Annotated in this window: 16 protein-coding genes; 7 read left to right on the forward strand and 9 right to left on the reverse strand. The window is 52.3% G+C overall.

The annotated features are described in order from the left end of the window. Positions 1 to 108 precede the first annotated feature (108 nt). The 5 genes from NNO04_RS08930 to NNO04_RS08950 all read right to left on the reverse strand — a co-directional run bounded on the left by NNO04_RS08930 (position 109) and on the right by NNO04_RS08950 (position 6,163). The gene (locus NNO04_RS08930; protein ID WP_271444351.1) at positions 109 to 1,665 is read right to left on the reverse strand and encodes a cyclic di-GMP phosphodiesterase; all 1,557 of its coding nucleotides are present in this window, start codon (positions 1,663 to 1,665) and stop codon (positions 109 to 111) included. Between the two features lie 189 nt (positions 1,666 to 1,854). Beyond that, on the reverse strand, positions 1,855 to 2,424 hold the full coding sequence (gene mepS, locus NNO04_RS08935; RefSeq protein WP_162379222.1) for a bifunctional murein DD-endopeptidase/murein LD-carboxypeptidase: 570 nt from the start codon (positions 2,422 to 2,424) through the stop codon (positions 1,855 to 1,857). A gap of 417 nt (positions 2,425 to 2,841) precedes the next feature. Then, positions 2,842 to 3,555: a phosphatase PAP2 family protein gene (locus NNO04_RS08940; protein ID WP_271444395.1), complete on the reverse strand. Its 714-nt coding sequence runs from the start codon at positions 3,553 to 3,555 to the stop codon at positions 2,842 to 2,844. 34 nt (positions 3,556 to 3,589) lie between these two features. After that, on the reverse strand, positions 3,590 to 4,576 hold the full coding sequence (locus NNO04_RS08945; RefSeq protein WP_271444352.1) for a CobW family GTP-binding protein: 987 nt from the start codon (positions 4,574 to 4,576) through the stop codon (positions 3,590 to 3,592). A 120-nt stretch (positions 4,577 to 4,696) separates the two neighbouring features. Next, positions 4,697 to 6,163, reverse strand: coding sequence for a mannitol dehydrogenase family protein (locus NNO04_RS08950; protein WP_271444353.1), 1,467 nt, complete (start codon positions 6,161 to 6,163; stop codon positions 4,697 to 4,699). Between the two features lie 204 nt (positions 6,164 to 6,367). Between NNO04_RS08950 and uxuA the strand changes: the two genes are divergently transcribed. Beyond that, positions 6,368 to 7,558, forward strand: a complete 1,191-nt coding sequence (uxuA, locus tag NNO04_RS08955; protein ID WP_271444354.1) for a mannonate dehydratase — start codon at positions 6,368 to 6,370, stop codon at positions 7,556 to 7,558. A gap of 66 nt (positions 7,559 to 7,624) precedes the next feature. Here uxuA and yeiP read toward each other — a convergent pair whose 3' ends face one another. After that, positions 7,625 to 8,197 carry an elongation factor P-like protein YeiP gene (gene yeiP, locus NNO04_RS08960; protein WP_271440077.1) on the reverse strand — a complete coding sequence of 191 codons (573 nt, stop codon included), beginning with the start codon at positions 8,195 to 8,197 and terminating at the stop codon, positions 7,625 to 7,627. 153 nt (positions 8,198 to 8,350) lie between these two features. Between yeiP and NNO04_RS08965 the strand changes: the two genes are divergently transcribed. Next, on the forward strand, positions 8,351 to 8,605 hold the full coding sequence (locus tag NNO04_RS08965; RefSeq protein WP_271444396.1) for a YkgJ family cysteine cluster protein: 255 nt from the start codon (positions 8,351 to 8,353) through the stop codon (positions 8,603 to 8,605). On the opposite strand, the gene setB is transcribed toward NNO04_RS08965, so the two are convergent. Continuing rightward, the gene (gene setB, locus NNO04_RS08970; protein ID WP_271444355.1) at positions 8,602 to 9,783 is read right to left on the reverse strand and encodes a sugar efflux transporter SetB; all 1,182 of its coding nucleotides are present in this window, start codon (positions 9,781 to 9,783) and stop codon (positions 8,602 to 8,604) included. The genes NNO04_RS08965 and setB overlap by 4 nt on opposite strands. A gap of 367 nt (positions 9,784 to 10,150) precedes the next feature. Here setB and fruB point away from each other — a divergent pair, with 367 nt between their 5' ends. The 3 genes from fruB to fruA are packed head-to-tail and all read left to right on the forward strand — an operon-like array spanning position 10,151 to position 13,927. Continuing rightward, the gene (gene fruB, locus NNO04_RS08975; protein WP_271444356.1) at positions 10,151 to 11,281 is read left to right on the forward strand and encodes a fused PTS fructose transporter subunit IIA/HPr protein; all 1,131 of its coding nucleotides are present in this window, start codon (positions 10,151 to 10,153) and stop codon (positions 11,279 to 11,281) included. Continuing rightward, a complete protein-coding gene (fruK, locus tag NNO04_RS08980) occupies positions 11,281 to 12,219 on the forward strand; it encodes a 1-phosphofructokinase (RefSeq protein WP_192612813.1) in 939 nt (312 codons plus the stop codon). Before fruB ends, fruK begins: the two co-directional genes overlap by 1 nt. Positions 12,220 to 12,235: 16 nt before the next feature. Then, positions 12,236 to 13,927, forward strand: coding sequence for a PTS fructose transporter subunit IIBC (gene fruA, locus NNO04_RS08985; RefSeq protein WP_271444357.1), 1,692 nt, complete (start codon positions 12,236 to 12,238; stop codon positions 13,925 to 13,927). Positions 13,928 to 14,000: 73 nt separating this feature from the next. Here the strand turns inward: fruA and nfo are convergent, their stop codons facing one another. Beyond that, a complete protein-coding gene (nfo, locus tag NNO04_RS08990) occupies positions 14,001 to 14,858 on the reverse strand; it encodes a deoxyribonuclease IV (RefSeq protein WP_271444358.1) in 858 nt (285 codons plus the stop codon). A 79-nt stretch (positions 14,859 to 14,937) separates the two neighbouring features. Then, a complete protein-coding gene (locus NNO04_RS08995) occupies positions 14,938 to 15,987 on the reverse strand; it encodes a YeiH family protein (protein WP_271444359.1) in 1,050 nt (349 codons plus the stop codon). A 118-nt stretch (positions 15,988 to 16,105) separates the two neighbouring features. On the opposite strand from NNO04_RS08995, the gene yieE reads away from it, so the two are divergent. Then, positions 16,106 to 16,975, forward strand: a complete 870-nt coding sequence (gene yieE / locus NNO04_RS09000) for a DNA-binding transcriptional regulator YeiE (RefSeq protein ID WP_271444360.1) — start codon at positions 16,106 to 16,108, stop codon at positions 16,973 to 16,975. Positions 16,976 to 17,296: 321 nt separating this feature from the next. Next, entirely contained in the window at positions 17,297 to 18,766 is a 1,470-nt protein-coding gene (gene lysP / locus NNO04_RS09005; protein WP_271444361.1) for a lysine-specific permease, read from the forward strand. Positions 18,767 to 18,803 lie beyond the last annotated feature (37 nt).

The following is an 18,803-nucleotide window of genomic DNA, read 5'->3' on the forward strand; positions in this document are numbered from 1 at the left end:
AGGCGTGCTTTCCTCTTTTCAGCACCTGCCACTGCCCGGCAAGCGTCATGACTGAATAATAAGTGACGTAGTGCGCATTGTGAATCCATTCGACACAGCAGGTTACTGTTACCACCTGGGCGTATGGGAATTGGCAAGCCAGAGTAAGAAATCGTCTAGCGGTAAAGGCCGACTTATCCAGTATCCCTGGAGGAAATTAACACCGTGGTCGCGTAGCCATTTTGCCTGTTCAGGGGTTTCAACGCCTTCTGCAACGGTAAGCATATTCAGACGCTTAGATAGCATCAGTACTGCATCCAGCACCGGAGAGGTGACGGTTTCCGTACCAATGGCATTGACGAAGCCCCGATCGATTTTCAGGTAGTCCAGCGTGAAACGTTCCAGATAAATCAGCGCGCTATGGCCTGTCCCGAAATCATCAATGGCAATTTCGAATCCTGCAGAATGCAGCCATTCAAACAGTTTCGTGGCTTCCTGGTGTTTGAGCATGTCGCGTTCAGTCATTTCCAGTACGATCTGAAAATGATGCGGCGGTAAGGATGCGTCCAGGTGGCGAATATCGTCTTTAAAGCTCTCGCTGTGCAGATGGTCCGGGGCAATATTGATGCCAAACTTCGTGCCGGCGGGGAGCACTTTTTGCAATGCAGGCGCGTCGCGGGCAATCAACTCGAACAGGTGCTGTGTCAGCGGCACAATCAGTTGTTGCGTTTCTGCATAATGGATGAAGACATCAGGCGGAATTTCACCGGCTGTTGGATGGCGCCAGCGTAAGAGTACTTCCAGACCGCTAATCTTCAAGGTTTTCGTCTCTACGACGGGTTGGTAAACCACATAAAACTGATTGCGCTTGATGGCCGTCAGAAGCTCTTTTCCGGGGCGCATCCGGATAGAGTTGATGTAGTAGCAAAGCAATCCCGCAACGATTCCCCCCATACACCCAAGCATCAAGGCATACCACAAGTCGGTGTAGGTCCAGTTGTTCGCATACAGGCGAATTTTAAGAGGGACGCCTTCCACCGCGACCTCACGTATTGGCGTGTCCGTCAGCTCGTTTAATGTCATTAGACGGGTAGAAAACGTTGAGAGGACAGTATTACCCACAATAACTGCGATTCCGTCAAAATCTTCCTGTCTGGAGGTGTACAACAGATAAGGCGTCAGATTGATATTGAGTGAGGTGAATACCCCGCTTTCCGGTAATAAAGGATTCTGGTACCAAATTGCTATTGCGGGTTTATCCGGCATCATCGGGGTGCCAGGCAATATGGCCATGTCGATTTTTTTTCGTGTGTCGAGGTCGGGCACCAGTTCTTTCAGCGCCATATCCATCGTCCCGGTGGCTGAGGAACAGAATGCTTTTTTATCTTTGATAAGCAAAAAGGCGCGCACGTTAAGGCTAAATGCCGCGCGGGAGGTCAGGTCAGCAGCGACTTGCTGACAGGTATTTAACGTCAGCGGCTGGAGCTGATCGGTGGTAGCTTTGAGGTCGGCAAAGTAGCCCACCAGGTAGTGTTGAACATCTGAAATTAGGGTGTCGTATTTGACTTCACGTTTGTGCCATGACATTAAAAACTGCAGACTAGTGATAAGCAATGTGACAACAATCCCCGTCGCTACACAGGTGAGCAGGATTTTTCTACCGGACGAGGCGCTGCTTGTGAACATATTTCCTGGTTTACCCGATCATATCACTTAAGGTTAAACTGATTGATTTACAAGACTATAGCCTGGAACACCAGTCATAGTCATACTTTTCTGCTGGGTATTATTACCGCGAAAAAAAAAGCACTGCGTCTGCAGTGCTTCTTTATATGTCTCGTCAGGATAGCCAAGGGATAGCTTTCAAACGAACGGTTAACTGCGGCTCAGAACCCGGCGCGCTTCGTTGTAACGCTTTTTCCAGTAAGGCTCGTTCATACTGGAGATTATCACGCCACTGCTGGTTGAAGCATGAACAAACTGGTTGTTGCCGATGTAAATACCGACATGACGACCTGTCGAACCTGCCCGGAACAGCACCAGATCGCCGGTGCGCAGATTGCTGCGCGAAACGGATTTGCCCGTTTCCTGTTGCTCGTAGGTTGAGCGTGGAAGCTCTAAACCAAATTGTTCACGGAATGTACGTTGTACAAAGCTGGAACAATCAATCCCTTTTTTGGTGCTGCCGCCAAGGCGGTAACGCACACCTTTCCAGTCAGCATACTGATCCATAATCCGCGATTTCACATCGAGGTTACGAACCATATTTTCAAATTCATCCTGAGAGGCTTGCAGTGAAGAGTTTTCTCCATTACCCACAGCATGCGTCTCAGAATGCATATTCTTCGCGGTGTTCGTTGTCGTACATGCAGAAAGCAGAATTGCCACTGCTATCGCAGGAATTCCCCGCAATATATATCTCAAAATCGGTTGAGATCTGACCATTTTGTTTGTTTTCCCTTGAAGTCCTTAACGATAAATATCGTTATAAAAAATGCCAAACGTGACGAGACTAATTACCTACGCATGATGAGACAATTCCTTAAGGTCAAAATTGTGGTGGAACGCACAATTTTATTCATAAAGAGAATAATGACCAGGCGAGGCAAAACGAGTTCGAGATTACCCGATCACTCCTGCTATTGCGAGCGATTTTACGTGATTTTTTATAAGAAAAAGTGATACAGAAAGTGAAGAATCGGCATTGAACAAATTAAGTACAGCCGGGGTAAAAAATAGGCAATTAATTAATTTTTAACGGGAATGTGATGACCCGTTGAGTGATAGTTTCAGTGATGAATTATCCAGATTCACTCTCAGGAGATAAGAACAATCCCTGATGTCGATGTTAATTACTGTGAGTTATTTGTTTAAAATTTGTTTGTTTTCGCCGGGGAGGTAGTGATCAAATAAGTAAATAACACGATCACTTAAAGGCGTCATTAACCACCAGGGTAATCCAATCAGTACCACCGTTAGCGAACCCACGACGATATCCGTCAGCCAGTGGGCTCCAATCATCACGCGGGGAAACGCAAAAACCACAAATATAATAAGGGCGGTAATGCCTGCGATTTTTCCGAAATATCGCATCATGAATGCGGAAAAAATAAGCAGCATCATTCCATGATCGCCGGGAAAACTGTCTCTGGAGGCATCCTTGGTGGGAATATGCAACAGTTCGCTTACACGATAGATATTATCAAACGTGAGCGTCGGACTGGCGCGTGTAACAGGAATCAGCGCCTGGCCCAGTTGATTTAGCACGACGGCGGTCAACAGCATTACCAGGCCCATAATGACAATATGTCGACGGCCCGCTGGTGCCTCTTTTAGCCAAAAGTGCAACATCAGACACCCCATCGCCAGCAGCGAACAGGCGTCAAACGCCCGATTATTGGTAATGGCGACCGCCCACAGGAATGCACGGTTTTCACCCAGTATGTGGTTGAAAAAACGAAAGACCTCGACGTCGAGGAAGGCCCAGAACCCGTGATTTTCAGGCAGATACCATGACAAAAACAACGCCAGTCCAGCGAGATTCAGCAGGAATATGAGGGGATACCGGGTTTTCATCATCGTTTCGTCGTTTAAAAAATCGGAAGCAACCTTACGTGTTTTCGGCTAAACGAAGCTTCAACAATGCTGTCTGTAGCGCATTCCAGTCGGTATCCGAGTTAGTGATAAGTTCGATGCGACTGTCTGGCGGCGCGACATTTTGTGTCTCAATGTGCAGATCATCCCCCTGGCGGTTAATGCGCACTAATCCCTCTTTTATACGCATTACGCCTTTGACGCGCGCAACAGGCGCCAGGCGAGCCCATTCCAGCAGGCCAATGGTGTCGAATACGGTTTCCGCATCGAAAATCCAGCCGCAGGCCTGGTAACCCTGACCGCTGTTCAGGCTACGGCGCCAGCGTTGTTGCGCCGGTAAACTCAGCGCCGCAAGCCCCTTTTTGTCAGCGTGCTGGTGTGTGTGCGCGGCACTGGAGGGCAGTTCTGCCAGGTTTTGCCGGGGTAAGTCCAGCCAATGGCCCTCTACTTTCCCCTGTTCGGTATGGATCAACTGACGATGACCGCCATAGTGTTGCCACCAGGTGTGCAGCGCAGCCTGACTTTCGGGCGTGGCGCGATCGGACTTATTCGCCACAATGATATCGGCGGCCGCCAGTTGATCGCGAAAGTTCTCGTTGGCCACGCTTTTTTCATCCAGTAAAAGACGCGGATCAAGGACACAAAGCGTGGCGCGAAGATCGATCCACGGTTCATAAACAGGGGCGGTGAGCAGATCCAGAATCTGTTTGGGATGTCCAAGCCCTGTGGGTTCAATCAGTAATCTGTCGGGTTTACCCTGACGCAGAAGGGTATTCAACCCGACCTGCATTGGCAGACCGTTAACACAACACATGCAACCACCCGGGATCTCTTTTAACAGCGCGCCGCTGTCGGCGAGCAAGGCGCCGTCGATACCGACTTCGCCAAACTCATTGACCAGCACAGCCCATTTTTCCGCCGGGTCTTTATTCGCTAAGAGATGAAGAATGGAAGTGGTTTTTCCGCTACCGAGAAAACCGATAATGAGGTTGGTTTTGGTCACATCTACTCCAGAATGAATCGATACCATAACGGTTTCCCGTCATCCTGGCGAAAAAAAGAGAAAAAGAGAAGAGGGGGAGCGGATGAAGAAACTCATCACCCGCGTTAATGGCAGAAATTGTTAATTTTTTAACGTATCGATGACGGCCTGATGCGCGCCTTGTTGCACAATACGTTGCCAGGCGTGTTCAATCGCCTGCACAAATAGCGGGTTTTCCACGAGGTCGGCCGCGAAAATTTCATGCAATGAAAGCAAAGCAGACACTCTTTGTGTCTCGTGACTGTTTTCAACAAGAGCGCGGATCTTTTCGCTTATTGGGTCGCGAACCTCAATTGGCGCTCCTGCATCATCCACCCCGCTGACATAACGCATCCAGCCAGCGATGCCCAGCGCCAGTAACGGCCAGTCACTTTGATGCGCCAAATGCACGCGAATGCCTTCCAGCATCCGCTGCGGCAACTTTTGGCTGCCGTCCATCGCAATTTGCCAGGTCTTGTGTTTCAGCGCCGGGTTAGCAAAGCGTTCGAGCAGGCTGTCGGCATACTGCGCAAGATCAACATTTGTGATGCGCAGTGTCGGTGCCTGCTCTTCTATCATCAAACGGTATGCTGCCTCGCGAAATGCGCTGTCCTGCATGCAGTCGCTAATGTGCCGAAACCCTGCCAGATAACCGAGATAGGCCAGAAACGAGTGGCTGCCATTCAGCATGCGTAATTTCATCTGTTCCCACGGCAACACATCCGTCACCATCTGCACGCCAGCGGCTTCCCACTGCGGGCGACCGGCGACAAAGTTATCTTCGATTACCCACTGAATGAAGGGCTCACAACTGATCGCGCAGGGATCCGGCACCCCCAGTTCGTCGGTAATTTCGCCCAGAGATTCGGGGGTGGCGGCAGGCACAATTCTGTCCACCATCGTGCCGGGAAAACTGACTTGTTCCGCAATCCATTTTGCAAGTTCAGCAGAACGTTTTGCCGCCATGCCCAGCACGGCGTTTTTCACGACATGGCCGTTGTCCGGGATGTTATCGCACGAAAGCACGGTAAAGGGCTTTAGCCCGCGTTCACGTCTGCGATGCAGGGCTTCAACGAGAATACCCGGTGCCGAGTGGGGTTCGGACGGGTTCTGCATATCGTGGAGGATTCGGGTGTTTGTCTCGTCAAGAGAGCCGGTCGCCGGATCGATGCAGTAACCTTTTTCGGTGATCGTCAGTGAAACAATCGCCACCTGCGGCTCACAAAATTTTTCGATAATCGCGGCGAGTGAATCCAGTTTTGCGTTCAGACACTCATTAACGGCACCGATAATAATGGCCTGGTTGCCGTGTGCGCCTTTCTCCAGCACGGTATAGAGGTGATCTTGCGCGCGCAGGTCGCTCATCAGTTGATCGCCGCTAAACAGGCTTACCTCACAAATACCCCAGTCTCCGCCGTGTGAATTCAGAACCCTGTCCGTCAGTAACGCCTGGTGGGCACGGTGAAAAGCGCCAAAGCCCAAATGGACGATCCGCGTTTGCAACTGTCGGCGGTCGTATTGCGGCAACTGCACATTTTCCGGAAGTCGGACGGAAGCAATAGTATTCATTAAGCACACACCTGATTAACCATAAATTAACAATGGCAGTGTAAAGTTATATGACAACAAATTAAATTGGTATGCCGTATTTGTCCGTAGAATGTGAGCTGGATCAATCAATGATAGGGGTTGCATTGATCATTGGTGAGATGCATGTATGGTAGTCGTCATTCTGGTAAATTAATTTGGTATAACAACTTGTGAGGTGAAGCAATGGAACAAACCTGGCGTTGGTACGGGCCTAACGATCCGGTATCTCTTGATGATGTGCGTCAGGCTGGCGCAACGGGTGTTGTGACCGCATTGCACCACATTCCGAATGGTGAAGTGTGGCCAGTCGAAGAAATTCAAAAGCGTCAGGCGATTCTGGCGGAGAAAGGATTGACCTGGTCTGTGGTGGAAAGTATTCCGGTGCACGAAGATATCAAAACCCGCTCCGGGCAGTACCAGACGTGGATTGCAAACTATCAGCAGAGTATCCGTAATCTGGCGACATGCGGGATTGATACCGTGTGCTACAACTTCATGCCGATCCTCGACTGGACGCGTACTGACCTTGAGTATCAGTTGCCAGATGGCTCTAAAGCGCTGCGCTTCGATCAGATCGCTTTTGCTGCGTTTGAACTGCACATTCTGAAACGTGAAGGTGCGTTGGCCGATTATACAGAAGAAGAGCAGCGTCAGGCGCTGGCGTACTTCAATGCCATGACCGCAGCCGATGTTGAGAAGCTGACGCGTAATATTATCGCCGGTTTACCGGGCGCTGAAGAAGGCTACACGCTGGACCAGTTCCGCGCACGCCTGGCGGAATATGATGGCATCAGCAAAGACGATCTGCGTGACAATATGGCGGTATTCCTGCGCGCAATCGTACCGGTTGCGGAAGAGGCTGGTGTGCGCCTGGCGGTGCATCCGGACGATCCGCCGCGCCCGATCCTGGGTTTGCCGCGTATCGTGTCTACCATTGAAGACATGCAGTGGTTGAAAGAGACTGTTGACAGCATTCACAACGGCTTTACGATGTGCACCGGCTCTTACGGTGTGCGTGCTGACAACGACCTGGTGAAAATGATTGAAACCTTCGGCGATCGTATTCATTTTACCCACCTGCGCTCCACGTGCCGCGAAGAGAATCCGAAAACCTTCCATGAAGGCGCGCACCTGCAGGGTGATGTCGATATGGTGGCCGTGGTCGCGGCGATCCTGACGGAAGAACAGCGTCGTAAGAAAGCGGGCGATCTGCGTCCCATTCCGATGCGCCCGGATCATGGGCATCAGATGCTTGACGATCTGCACAAGAAAACCAACCCGGGTTATTCCGCGATTGGCCGTCTGAAAGGGCTGGCTGAGGTTCGCGGGGTTGAGCTGGCGTTGAAACAAACGCAATTCCGCGATCTGCTGTAAATCAATAATAAAAAAGGGACGGTGCTGAATGCGCCGTCCCTTTTTTGCATTTATGGTGCTGCTGACTCAGTCAGCACGACCCATATAACGACGTTCTTCAATATGGATGCGGATTTTTTCTCCGGCGCTCAGGTATTCAGGAACCTGAATCACCAGACCCGTGCTCAGCGTCGCGGGTTTGTTGCGGGCACTTGCTGAAGCGCCTTTGATGCCAGGTGCTGTTTCAACAATTTCCAGATCCACCGTCTGCGGCAGTTCAAGCGCCAGCAGTTGTCCATCCCAGGTCAGAACCTGCATATCTGGCATACCGCCTTCCGGGATGAACAGCAGTTCTTCTTCAATCTGATCTTTGGTGAAGGTATACGGGGTATAGTCTTCTTTATCCATGAACACGTATTCGTTGCCATCGACGTAAGAGAAATCAACGCCGCGACGGCTCAGGGTTACGGTATCCACGATGTCGTCGCCCTTGAAGCGCTCTTCGACTTTCAAGCCAGTACGGACATCGGAAAAACGCATCTTGTACAGTGTTGCAGCACCGCGGGCGGAAGGAGACTGAATATCAATATCTTTTACAATCAGCAGCTTGCCATTGTAATTCAGTACCATACCTTTTTTAATTTCGTTCGCTCTTGGCATTGAAAAAATCCTGTTGTGAAGAATGTCAAAAATATCGCGTCAAACTACTCGCGCCCGGTCATTCAGGCAAGCGGAATTCACACTTTTGCTGGTGCAAAAAAGGTGATACTGTGCGTTGCCTTCGATCCGGTGGTGAATAAAAGAGAAAACAGTATGGAATGCCGTCCGGATTGCGGAGCCTGTTGCACGGCCCCTTCGATTTCCAGCCCCATCCCTGGCATGCCTGACGGCAAGCCAGCGAACACCCCCTGTATCCAGCTTGACGAGCGTCTGCGCTGTAAGATTTTTGCTTCTCCGCTGCGCCCCAAAGTCTGCGCGGGATTACAACCCAGTGCCGAAATGTGTGGACAGTCTGCACAGCAGGCGATGACGTTTCTGATCACGCTGGAAGCGCTTACGGCACCTTAAACATCTTTAATCCGCAACAGACAGCCCATTGTGACGACGATCATCACCAGGGCGAACCAAAAGACGGAATGAAAACTCCAGATTTCTGCTGCAATGCCTGCCAGAGAACCGGCAATAATCCAGCCGACACGGATCGTATTGGTGTAGAGCGTTGTGGCTGACCCCGCCTGGCCCGGCATTAAATCCTGAAAATAGAGCATGCCGATCCCACCCAATATCCCGATATAAATGGCGTTCAGCAATTGCAAACCGAGCAACACTGCAGGAGAGTGCGCCAGCAACATCCCTGCGTAAAAACAAAACCCTGCAACGATAGCAATACGCATCAGCAGACGTTTGCCCAGTCGTTTTGCAAAATAGCCTGCAATTAGCATTGTCGGGATTTCTAACCCCGCAGCGGTGCCCATCATGATACCTGCCAGCTTCTCAGGCAGATGCAATTCGTTGATGATAAACAGTGGCATATTAATGATATAGAGACTGTTGGTGCCCCACATTAATGTGCAAATAATAAAAAGCAGCAGCGTATCGCGACGATTACGGCGGGGGGCTTCCAGGGTGCCGCTCCCAAGAGGCGCCTCTTTGCGCATGGAAGGCAAAAACAGCCATACCATCACGCCACAGACGATAAACGCCACCGCCGCGCTCAGGTACATGACAGTGAAGCTGAATCCCATCGCCAGCGCATAGGCCAGCGGTGGACCTATTACCCACGCCAGCGAAACCTGCGCGCGTAATATGGAACTGAACATCACGGCTTCACGGCCGGTCCTGTCGGCATGTTCGCGGGCAAGAGCGAACATTTGCGGGTTGGCGGTCGAACCAAAACTGCTGAGGAAAACGCCGATAAACAGCAGAATAAAGTAGTTACGGTTCCAGGCGAACAGCACACAGGCCAGCATCCCCAGTACACAGCAAAAAACGATCAAACTTTTGCGATCGCCTTTCTTATCTGAACGCCCCGCCAGAAACTGACTGACCAGAATGCCGATCACTGCACTCCCGGTAAAAAAGAAACCGACCATTGCCGGACGGGCATGAACTTCGTCAGTCAGAAAGAGGCTGAGCGTTGGTGTCTGTAACGCACCGGCGATACCGGTGAGAAACGCGACGAGCAGGAACGCCCACGACGTCAGATCAAACGTTTTCGGTGTGGCGGCAACGGGGGTGTTATGCATGTTTTTATATCAATAATGTGAAGTGACGCGGAGTTTACGCTGCTCGTTAAAAAATAAACAGATACCTAAATCAAAATCGCCACGAAAAATCAAAATGGCATTTCACTCTTTTTATTTCCACTGCTGACGCTGCTGAAGTGAAGGTGTTACTGCATGCGTTGCGTCAGCAAAACGTCTGGCTGGGACAAGGAAATGTGGTTTATATCTAACTTTTATCACTAAAAATCTCACATTACTTGCGTGTTGACGCAGAAAGAGCAAGACTAATTGAAACGTTTCAGCGCTGTCTTGTTCTCGTGATAAACCAGATCAGCGTCTTTTTTCTCATAATGGCTGAATCGTTTCAATTCAGCAAGAGAGGAGAACCATGTTCCAGTTATCTGTTCAGGATATTCATCCGGGCAAGCAAGCCGGAAACAAAGACGAGGCCATTCGCCAGGTTGCTGCGGCATTAGTGCAGGCGGGCAATGTGGCGGAGGGTTACGTTGCCGGCATGCTGGCGCGTGAGCTACAGACATCCACCTTCCTCGGCAATGGGATTGCTATCCCGCACGGCACTACGGATACACGCGATCAGGTGTTGAAAACCGGTGTTCAGGTGTTTCAGTTTCCGCAGGGTGTGACTTGGGGAGAGGGGCAGGTCGCTTATGTGGCGATAGGTATTGCCGCCAGCTCCGATGAACATCTCGGGCTGCTGCGTCAACTGACGCATGTTCTAAGCGATGATTCCGTGGCTGAACAGCTGAAATCAGCCACGACGGCGGATGAGCTGCGCGCATTGCTGATGGGAGAAAAGCAGAGTGAGCAGCTCAAACTTGATAACGAAACCCTGATGCTGGATGTCGAGGCCCGCGATCTGTTGACGCTACAGGCGCTCAACGCGGCACGTCTGAAAGAAACAGGGTCGGTGGATGCGGCATTTGTCGCAAACGCGATTAACGAGCACCCCATGAACCTGGGCCAGGGGATCTGGTTGAATGACAGCGCAACAGGCAATGTGCGTAGCGCTATCGCCGTCAGTCGTGCAATCCGAGGATTTGAGGTGCAGGGCGAAGCGGCATCCATGCTGGTGACTGTCGCGATGAATGACGATCAGCCTGTCGCGGTCCTTAAGCGTCTTGGCGATCTGCTGTTGGACAACAAAGCTGACCGATTGCTGAAAGCAGACGCCGCAACCGTGCTGGCGCTGCTGACCAGCGATGAAACATTGACTGATGATGTGCTGAACGCGGAGTTTGTCGTGCGCAATGAGCATGGCTTGCATGCCCGTCCCGGTACCCTGTTAGTCAATACCATTAAACAATTTAATAGTGAAATTACCGTGACAAATCTTGATGGAACCGGAAAACCGGCGAATGGACGCAGTTTGATGAAAGTGGTTGCGTTGGGCGTGAAGAAAGGCCACCGCCTGCGTTTTACCGCCCAGGGGGCTGATGCTGAACAGGCGCTGAAAGCGATTGGCGATGCCATCGCGGCAGGTCTTGGGGAGGGCGCATAATGAGCAGACGTGTTGCTACCATCACCCTGAATCCGGCTTACGACCTGGTGGGTTTTTGCCCGGAAATTGAACGGGGTGAAGTTAACCTTGTGAAGACCACTGGCCTGCATGCGGCGGGTAAAGGCATCAATGTCGCCAAGGTGTTGAAAGATTTAGGTATCGATGTCACGGTCGGCGGTTTCCTGGGCAAGGATAACCAGGACGGCTTTCAGCAATTGTTCAGCGAACTGGGCATTGCCAACCGTTTCCAGGTGGTGCAGGGCCGTACCCGTATTAACGTCAAATTGACCGAAAAAGACGGAGAAGTGACCGATTTCAACTTCTCCGGTTTTGAAGTGACGCCAACAGACTGGGAACGTTTCGTTAATGATTCGCTAAGTTGGTTGGGTCAGTTTGACATGGTTTGCGTCAGCGGCAGCCTGCCATCCGGCGTCAGCCCTGAAGCATTCACTGACTGGATGACGCGCCTGCGTAGTCAGTGTCCATGCATTATCTTTGATAGTAGTCGTGAAGCATTAGTCGCCGGGCTGAAAGCGGCTCCCTGGTTGGTAAAACCCAACCGTCGTGAGCTGGAGATTTGGGCTGGTCGTAAGTTACCCGAGATGAAAGATGTTATCGACGCGGCACACGCCCTGCGCGAACAAGGGATCGCCCACGTGGTGATTTCGTTGGGGGCGGAAGGCGCGTTGTGGGTAAATGCGTCAGGTGAGTGGATCGCCAAACCGCCGTCTGTCGAGGTGGTGAGTACCGTTGGCGCGGGGGATTCGATGGTTGGCGGTCTGATTTATGGCCTGCTGATGCGCGAGTCCAGTGAACATACGTTGCGTCTGGCGACAGCGGTTGCTGCCCTGGCCGTAAGTCAAAGCAACGTGGGCATCACCGATCGTCCTCAGTTGGCCGCAATGATGGCGAGGGTCGATTTACAACCGTTTAATTGACAGCAGGAGAAGCAGAATGAAAACGCTGCTGATTATTGACGCTAATCTTGGCCAGGCTCGCGCTTATATGGCGAAAACCCTGCTCGGAGCAGCGGCACGTAAAGCAAAACTGGAAATTATCGACAATCCGAATGATGCCGAGCTGGCCATTATCTTAGGAGAAACCGTTCCAAATGACAGTTCGCTAAACGGTAAAAAAGTCTGGTTGGGTGATATCGCACGCGCTGTCTCACATCCGGAACTGTTTCTGAGCGAAGCGAAAGGTCATGCCAAACCCTACAGCGCGCCGGTAACAGCAGCTCCTGCGCTTGTCGCCAGCGGTCCGAAACGGGTTGTGGCGGTCACTGCGTGTCCGACAGGCGTCGCCCATACGTTTATGGCGGCAGAAGCCATTGAAACTGAAGCGAAAAAACGCGGGTGGTGGGTTAAAGTTGAAACCCGTGGTTCTGTTGGCGCTGGTAATGCTATCACCCCGGAAGAGGTGGCGCAGGCGGATCTGGTGATTGTGGCAGCGGATATTGAAGTTGACCTGGCGAAGTTTGCGGGAAAACCGATGTACCGTACCTCAACCGGTCTGGCACTGAAAAAAACAGCGCAAGAACTGGATAAAGCGGTCGTTGAGGCGGTGCCGTATCAGCCAGCAGGGAACACACAGGCGGCGGGATCGGAAGGCAAGAAAGAGGGGGCGGGGGCCTATCGTCACCTGCTGACTGGCGTGTCTTATATGCTGCCAATGGTTGTTGCGGGGGGATTGTGTATTGCGTTGTCCTTCGCATTTGGTATCGAGGCATTTAAAGAGCAAGGAACGCTGGCTGCGGCGCTGATGCAGATTGGCGGCGGCTCGGCTTTCGCGCTGATGGTGCCGGTTCTTGCTGGATACATCGCCTTCTCAATTGCAGATCGTCCGGGTCTGACGCCAGGCCTTATCGGCGGTATGCTGGCCGTGAGTACCGGTTCCGGCTTTATTGGTGGGATAATTGCTGGTTTCCTTGCGGGTTATATTGCGAAACTGATTAGCACCAGGCTGAAGCTTCCGCAGAGCATGGAAGCGCTGAAACCCATCCTGATCATTCCATTAATTTCCAGTCTGGTTGTCGGTCTGGCGATGATCTACCTCATCGGTAAACCTGTTGCCGGTATTCTGGAAGGGTTGACTCATTGGCTGCAAACAATGGGGACAGCGAACGCAGTGCTGCTGGGCGCAATTCTGGGCGGCATGATGTGTACCGATATGGGCGGTCCGGTTAACAAAGCGGCCTACGCGTTTGGTGTTGGCCTGCTCAGTACGCAAACCTATGCACCGATGGCGGCGATTATGGCGGCAGGGATGGTTCCACCGCTGGCGCTGGGTCTGGCGACGCTGGTTGCGCGTAGCAAGTTCGATACGGCGCAGCGTGAAGGGGGAAAAGCGGCGTTAGTGTTGGGGCTGTGCTTTATCACTGAAGGTGCGATTCCATTCGCCGCGCGCGATCCGATGCGTGTTCTGCCATGCTGTATCGTCGGTGGCGCATTGACTGGCGCTATCTCTATGGCGGTAGGCGCGAAACTAATGGCACCGCACGGCGGCCTGTTTGTTCTGCTGATTCCTGGAGCAATTACGCCAGTGCTGGGATACCTGATGGCTATCGTTGCCGGTACGCTGGTGGCCGGTCTGGGATATGCTTTCCTGAAGCGTCCGGAAACAGAGGTTACCGCGAAAGCCGCCTGATTTTTCCATAACACTCGCATAAAAAGGGCAGAGATTTCTCTGCCCTTTTTTATGATTTACCCGCTGATGGCGACTACGCCACCGCCTTTTCAGTCTGTTGTGCTTTCAGCCAGGCAATCTCTTGCGCCCAAATGTCGGGATTGATGGTTTCGAGAACCAGTGGAATACCATCAAAACGATTGTCTTGCATGATCCAACGGAAAGCATCGTGGCCAATGTTGCCTTCGCCTAAACTGTGGTGGCGGTCGACGCGGCTGCCGAAAGTGCTTTTGGCGTCATTCAGATGCATTCCGCGCAGGTATTTAAACCCGACAATGCGTTCAAACTCCGCAAACGTCTTCTCGCACTCGGCGGCGCTGCGCAGATCGTAGCCTGCGGCGAAAGCGTGGCAGGTATCAATACAAACGCCAACGCGCGACTTGTCTTCCACGCCATCAATGATGGCGGCCAGATGTTCAAACTTAAAGCCAAGATTGCTGCCCTGGCCTGCCGTATTCTCAATTACCGCGGTGACGCCCTCTGTTTGTGACAGAGTAATATTGATGGATTCTGCAATGCGCGCCAGACACTCGTCTTCCGGGATCTGCATCAGGTGGCTGCCTGGGTGGAAGTTCAGCAGCGAGAGTCCAAGCAACTCGCAACGTTGCATTTCATCAAGAAAAGCATCGCGTGATTTTTCCAGCGCTTCGCTGACCGGGTGGCCGAGGTTGATCAGATAACTGTCGTGCGGGAGGATTTGCGCAGAGGAAAAGTGGTATTTCTCGCAGGCGGCTTTAAAGTCATCAATGGTTTCGGTGCTGAGCGGTGCAGCGCGCCATTGACGCTGATTTTTAGTGAAAAGCGCAAATGCCGTCGCCTCGATTTCAGCGGCGCGAATCGCGGCATTTGCCAGACCGCCAGCGGCGCTGACGTGCGCTCCAATATATTTCATGAAAGACTCCTGTTAACCCCACATGGGAGAAAAAGCATTCCCCAATGATAGCGGGTTAACAGGGGGAGGATGTAGTGGTTTATGCCATCAGGCTATGAATCACGACGTTTATCATGCCACCGCCGACGATTAACCAGATGAAAAGTACCAGTGCCATCAGTAACGGTTTCGCACCTGCTTTCTTCAATGCGCTGACGTGAGTGGTCAGACCCAGTGCCGCCATCGCCATTGCCAGCAGAATGGTGTCCAGTGTTACCAGCATGTTCACTACCGCCTGCGGTAACAGGTGGAATGAGTTAAAGATGGCAACCACAATGAACAGAACGGCAAACCACGGAATGGTGATTTTGCTTTTTTCCGAACCGCTGGCGGGTGACAGTTGTTTCACACGGGCAGCCAGCAGAATAAGGAATGGAGCCAGCATCATCACACGGAGCATTTTCGCAATGACCGCCGCGTTTTCGGCATCCGGGTTAATCGCGTGTCCTGCCGCAACCACCTGCGCAACTTCATGCATGGTCGAACCGATATAGATACCGTACGTCTCCGGGCTGAACCAGTGCGCCAGCAGCGGATACATCGCCGGATAAAGAAAGATAGCCAGTGTGCCGAAGATAACGACGGTTGCAACGGCTACCGTGACTTTACTGGCTTCAGCTTTAACGACCGGTTCAGTCGCCAGTACGGCGGCGGCTCCGCAAATGCTGCTCCCGGCGCCAATCAGCCAACTGGTGTGGCGATCCAGTCCAAAGACTTTCTGCCCCAGAAAACAGGCCAGCATAAAGGTGCTGGAGAGCGTCAATACGTCGATCACAATGCCGCTGACGCCGACATCAGCAATTTGCGAAAAGGTCAGGCGAAAGCCGTAGAGAATGATCCCCAGACGCAATAAATGTTGTTTGGCAAACAATACGCCGCCATCGCACTGCTTCCAGATCTGCGGGTAGACCGTATTACCGATAACCATCCCCAGCAAAATGGCCAGGGTGAGGGCGCTAAATCCGGCGCCCCCGATGGCGGGAATGGAACCACCCCACAGGGCAGCCCCAGTGATTACTGCGCTCAGGGCAAGCCCTGGAAGAAAATGCCACACTGTACGACGATGATTCTGTAAGGTGAGTTCTGTCATAACCGCCTCCTTTAGTTGGAGGAAAGAATACGGCGAACTGGTTTAAAAATAAAATTGATTATATATTTATAATTAATCATTATAAGTGGTAAGCAGGCGCTGTCAGGGGAAAACGACGATGCACATTACGCTGCGACAACTTGAAGTCTTTACCGAAGTACTGAAAAGCGGTTCGACAACCCAGGCATCCGTGATGTTGTCGTTGTCGCAGTCTGCCGTGAGCGCAGCGCTGACCGATCTGGAAGGCCAGCTTGGCGTTCAGCTCTTTGACCGGGTCGGGAAGCGGCTGGTGGTTAACGAGCATGGGCGTCTGTTATACCCCCGAGCGTTGGCGTTGCTCGAGCAGACCGTCGAAATTGAGCAACTGTTTCGCGAAGACAATGGCGCCATCCGCGTGTACGCCAGCAGCACCATTGGCAACTACATTTTACCGGCGGTGATTGCCCGCTATCGACAGGATTACCCCGATTTGCCGCTGGAACTGAGCGTCGGCAACAGCCTGGACGTTATCAATGCGGTACTGGATTTTCGCGTGGACATTGGTCTTATTGAGGGACCTTGCCACAGCACAGAAATTATCTCTGAACCGTGGCTGGAAGATGAACTGGTGGTGTTTGCCGCGCCAACATCTCCGTTAGTTCAGGGACCGGTGACGCTGGCGCAACTGGCGGCCGCGCCCTGGATCCTGCGTGAGCGCGGTTCGGGTACACGGGAAATTGTCGATTACTTACTGTTGTCGCATCTACCGAGATTCCAGATGGCGATGGAGTTGGGTAATTCCGAGGCGATCAAGCATGCTGTGCGTCACGGTCTTGGGATCAGCTGCCTTTCACGTAGAGTCATTGAAGAACAGTTGCAGGCAGGGACGCTGAGCGAAGTTTCCGTACCGCTGCCCAGCCTGGTGCGCACGCTGTGGCGCATCCATCATCGTCAAAAACACCTTTCCAACGCTTTGCTGCGCTTTTTGCGTTACAGCGAGTCAATCTGATAAGGCGAGCAGCCTTCCGGGATTGTGCCCTGGAGGCTAACACCGCTCACTTAAGTCAATGAATGAGGGGAAACACCGGGATTGGGTTCCCGGAGGGATGCCAAACCCGGTGGTCGCTCCGTATATCTCTATCCTAAACTAACAGCGTTATCCGGGAGGCGCGATCCTTTCAGTCCTGCGCCTGCACATCCTGAATTCTCTGCTTTACTTATAATCCACGGCCAGTCATGAAGGTCTCTTATAACAGCGTATTTGTGCCGGAAGGAATGGTATTCGTCTGCTACAATCGCCCCTCATTTTTTGGATGGACAGCATTTTCACATGGTTTCCGAAATTAAAACCACAGAAGCGCCCGCGTTACGTCGCGAACTTAAGGCGCGCCACCTGACGATGATCGCCATTGGTGGTTCCATCGGTACAGGTTTGTTCGTTGCATCTGGTGCAACGATTTCTGCAGCAGGCCCAGGTGGCGCGCTGTTTTCCTACATTCTGATTGGCCTGATGGTGTATTTCCTGATGACCAGTCTCGGTGAACTGGCTGCTTATATGCCGGTTTCCGGTTCGTTTGCAACCTACGGTCAGAACTATGTAGAAGAAGGCTTTGGCTTCGCGCTGGGCTGGAACTATTGGTACAACTGGGCCGTGACGATCGCCGTTGACCTTGTGGCGGCGCAACTGGTGATGAGTTGGTGGTTCCCGGACACGCCAGGCTGGATCTGGAGTGCGCTGTTCCTGGGCGTTATTTTCTTGCTGAACTACATTTCTGTGCGCGGATTTGGTGAGGCGGAATATTGGTTTTCGCTGATCAAAGTCACCACCGTGATTATCTTTATCGTGGTTGGCGTGATGATGATCTTCGGCATCTTCAAAGGCGCGCAGCCGGTAGGCTGGAGTAACTGGACAACGGGCGATGCACCATTTGCCGGTGGTTTTGCGGCGATGATAGGTGTGGCGATGATCGTCGGCTTCTCTTTCCAGGGCACCGAGCTGATTGGTATTGCGGCGGGTGAGTCTGAAGATCCGGAGAAGAACATTCCGCGCGCGGTGCGTCAGGTGTTCTGGCGTATCCTGCTGTTCTATGTGTTCGCCATCCTGATCATCAGCCTGATCATTCCGTACACTGACCCGAGTCTGCTGCGTAATGATGTAAAAGATATCTCCGTGAGTCCGTTCACGCTGGTATTCCAGCACGCGGGTCTGCTCTCTGCCGCTGCGGTAATGAACGCAGTAATCCTGACGGCGGTACTGTCGGCGGGTAACTCCGGGATGTATGCCTCTACCCGTATGCTGTATACCCTGGCCTGTGATGGCAAAGCGCCGCGTATTTTCGCGAAGCTGTCTCGTGGTGGGGTACCGCGTAATGCGCTGTATGCAACCACCGTGATTGCGGGTCTGTGCTTCCTGACCTCTATGTTTGGCAACCAGACTGTCTACCTGTGGCTGCTGAACACGTCCGGGATGACGGGCTTTATCGCCTGGCTGGGGATCGCCATCAGTCACTACCGCTTCCGTCGCGGTTATGTGATGCAGGGTCATGATATTAAGGACTTACCGTATCGTTCAGGTTTCTTCCCGCTGGGGCCGATCTTTGCGTTCGTGTTGTGTCTGACGATTACTCTGGGCCAGAACTACGAAGCGTTCCTGCAAGACACCATTGACTGGGGCGGCGTGATGGCGACCTATATCGGTATTCCGTTGTTCCTGATTATCTGGTTCGGCTACAAACTGACCCGGGGTACGCGCTTCGTTCGTTACAGCGAAATGCAATTCCCGAAACGCGTCAAGAAGTAATATGAATCGGTTGTCGGCAGGATTTGGCATTTGCGCT

This window comes from Citrobacter sp. Awk 4 (assembly GCF_028069725.1).
Classification (GTDB): Bacteria; Pseudomonadota; Gammaproteobacteria; order Enterobacterales; family Enterobacteriaceae; genus Citrobacter_D.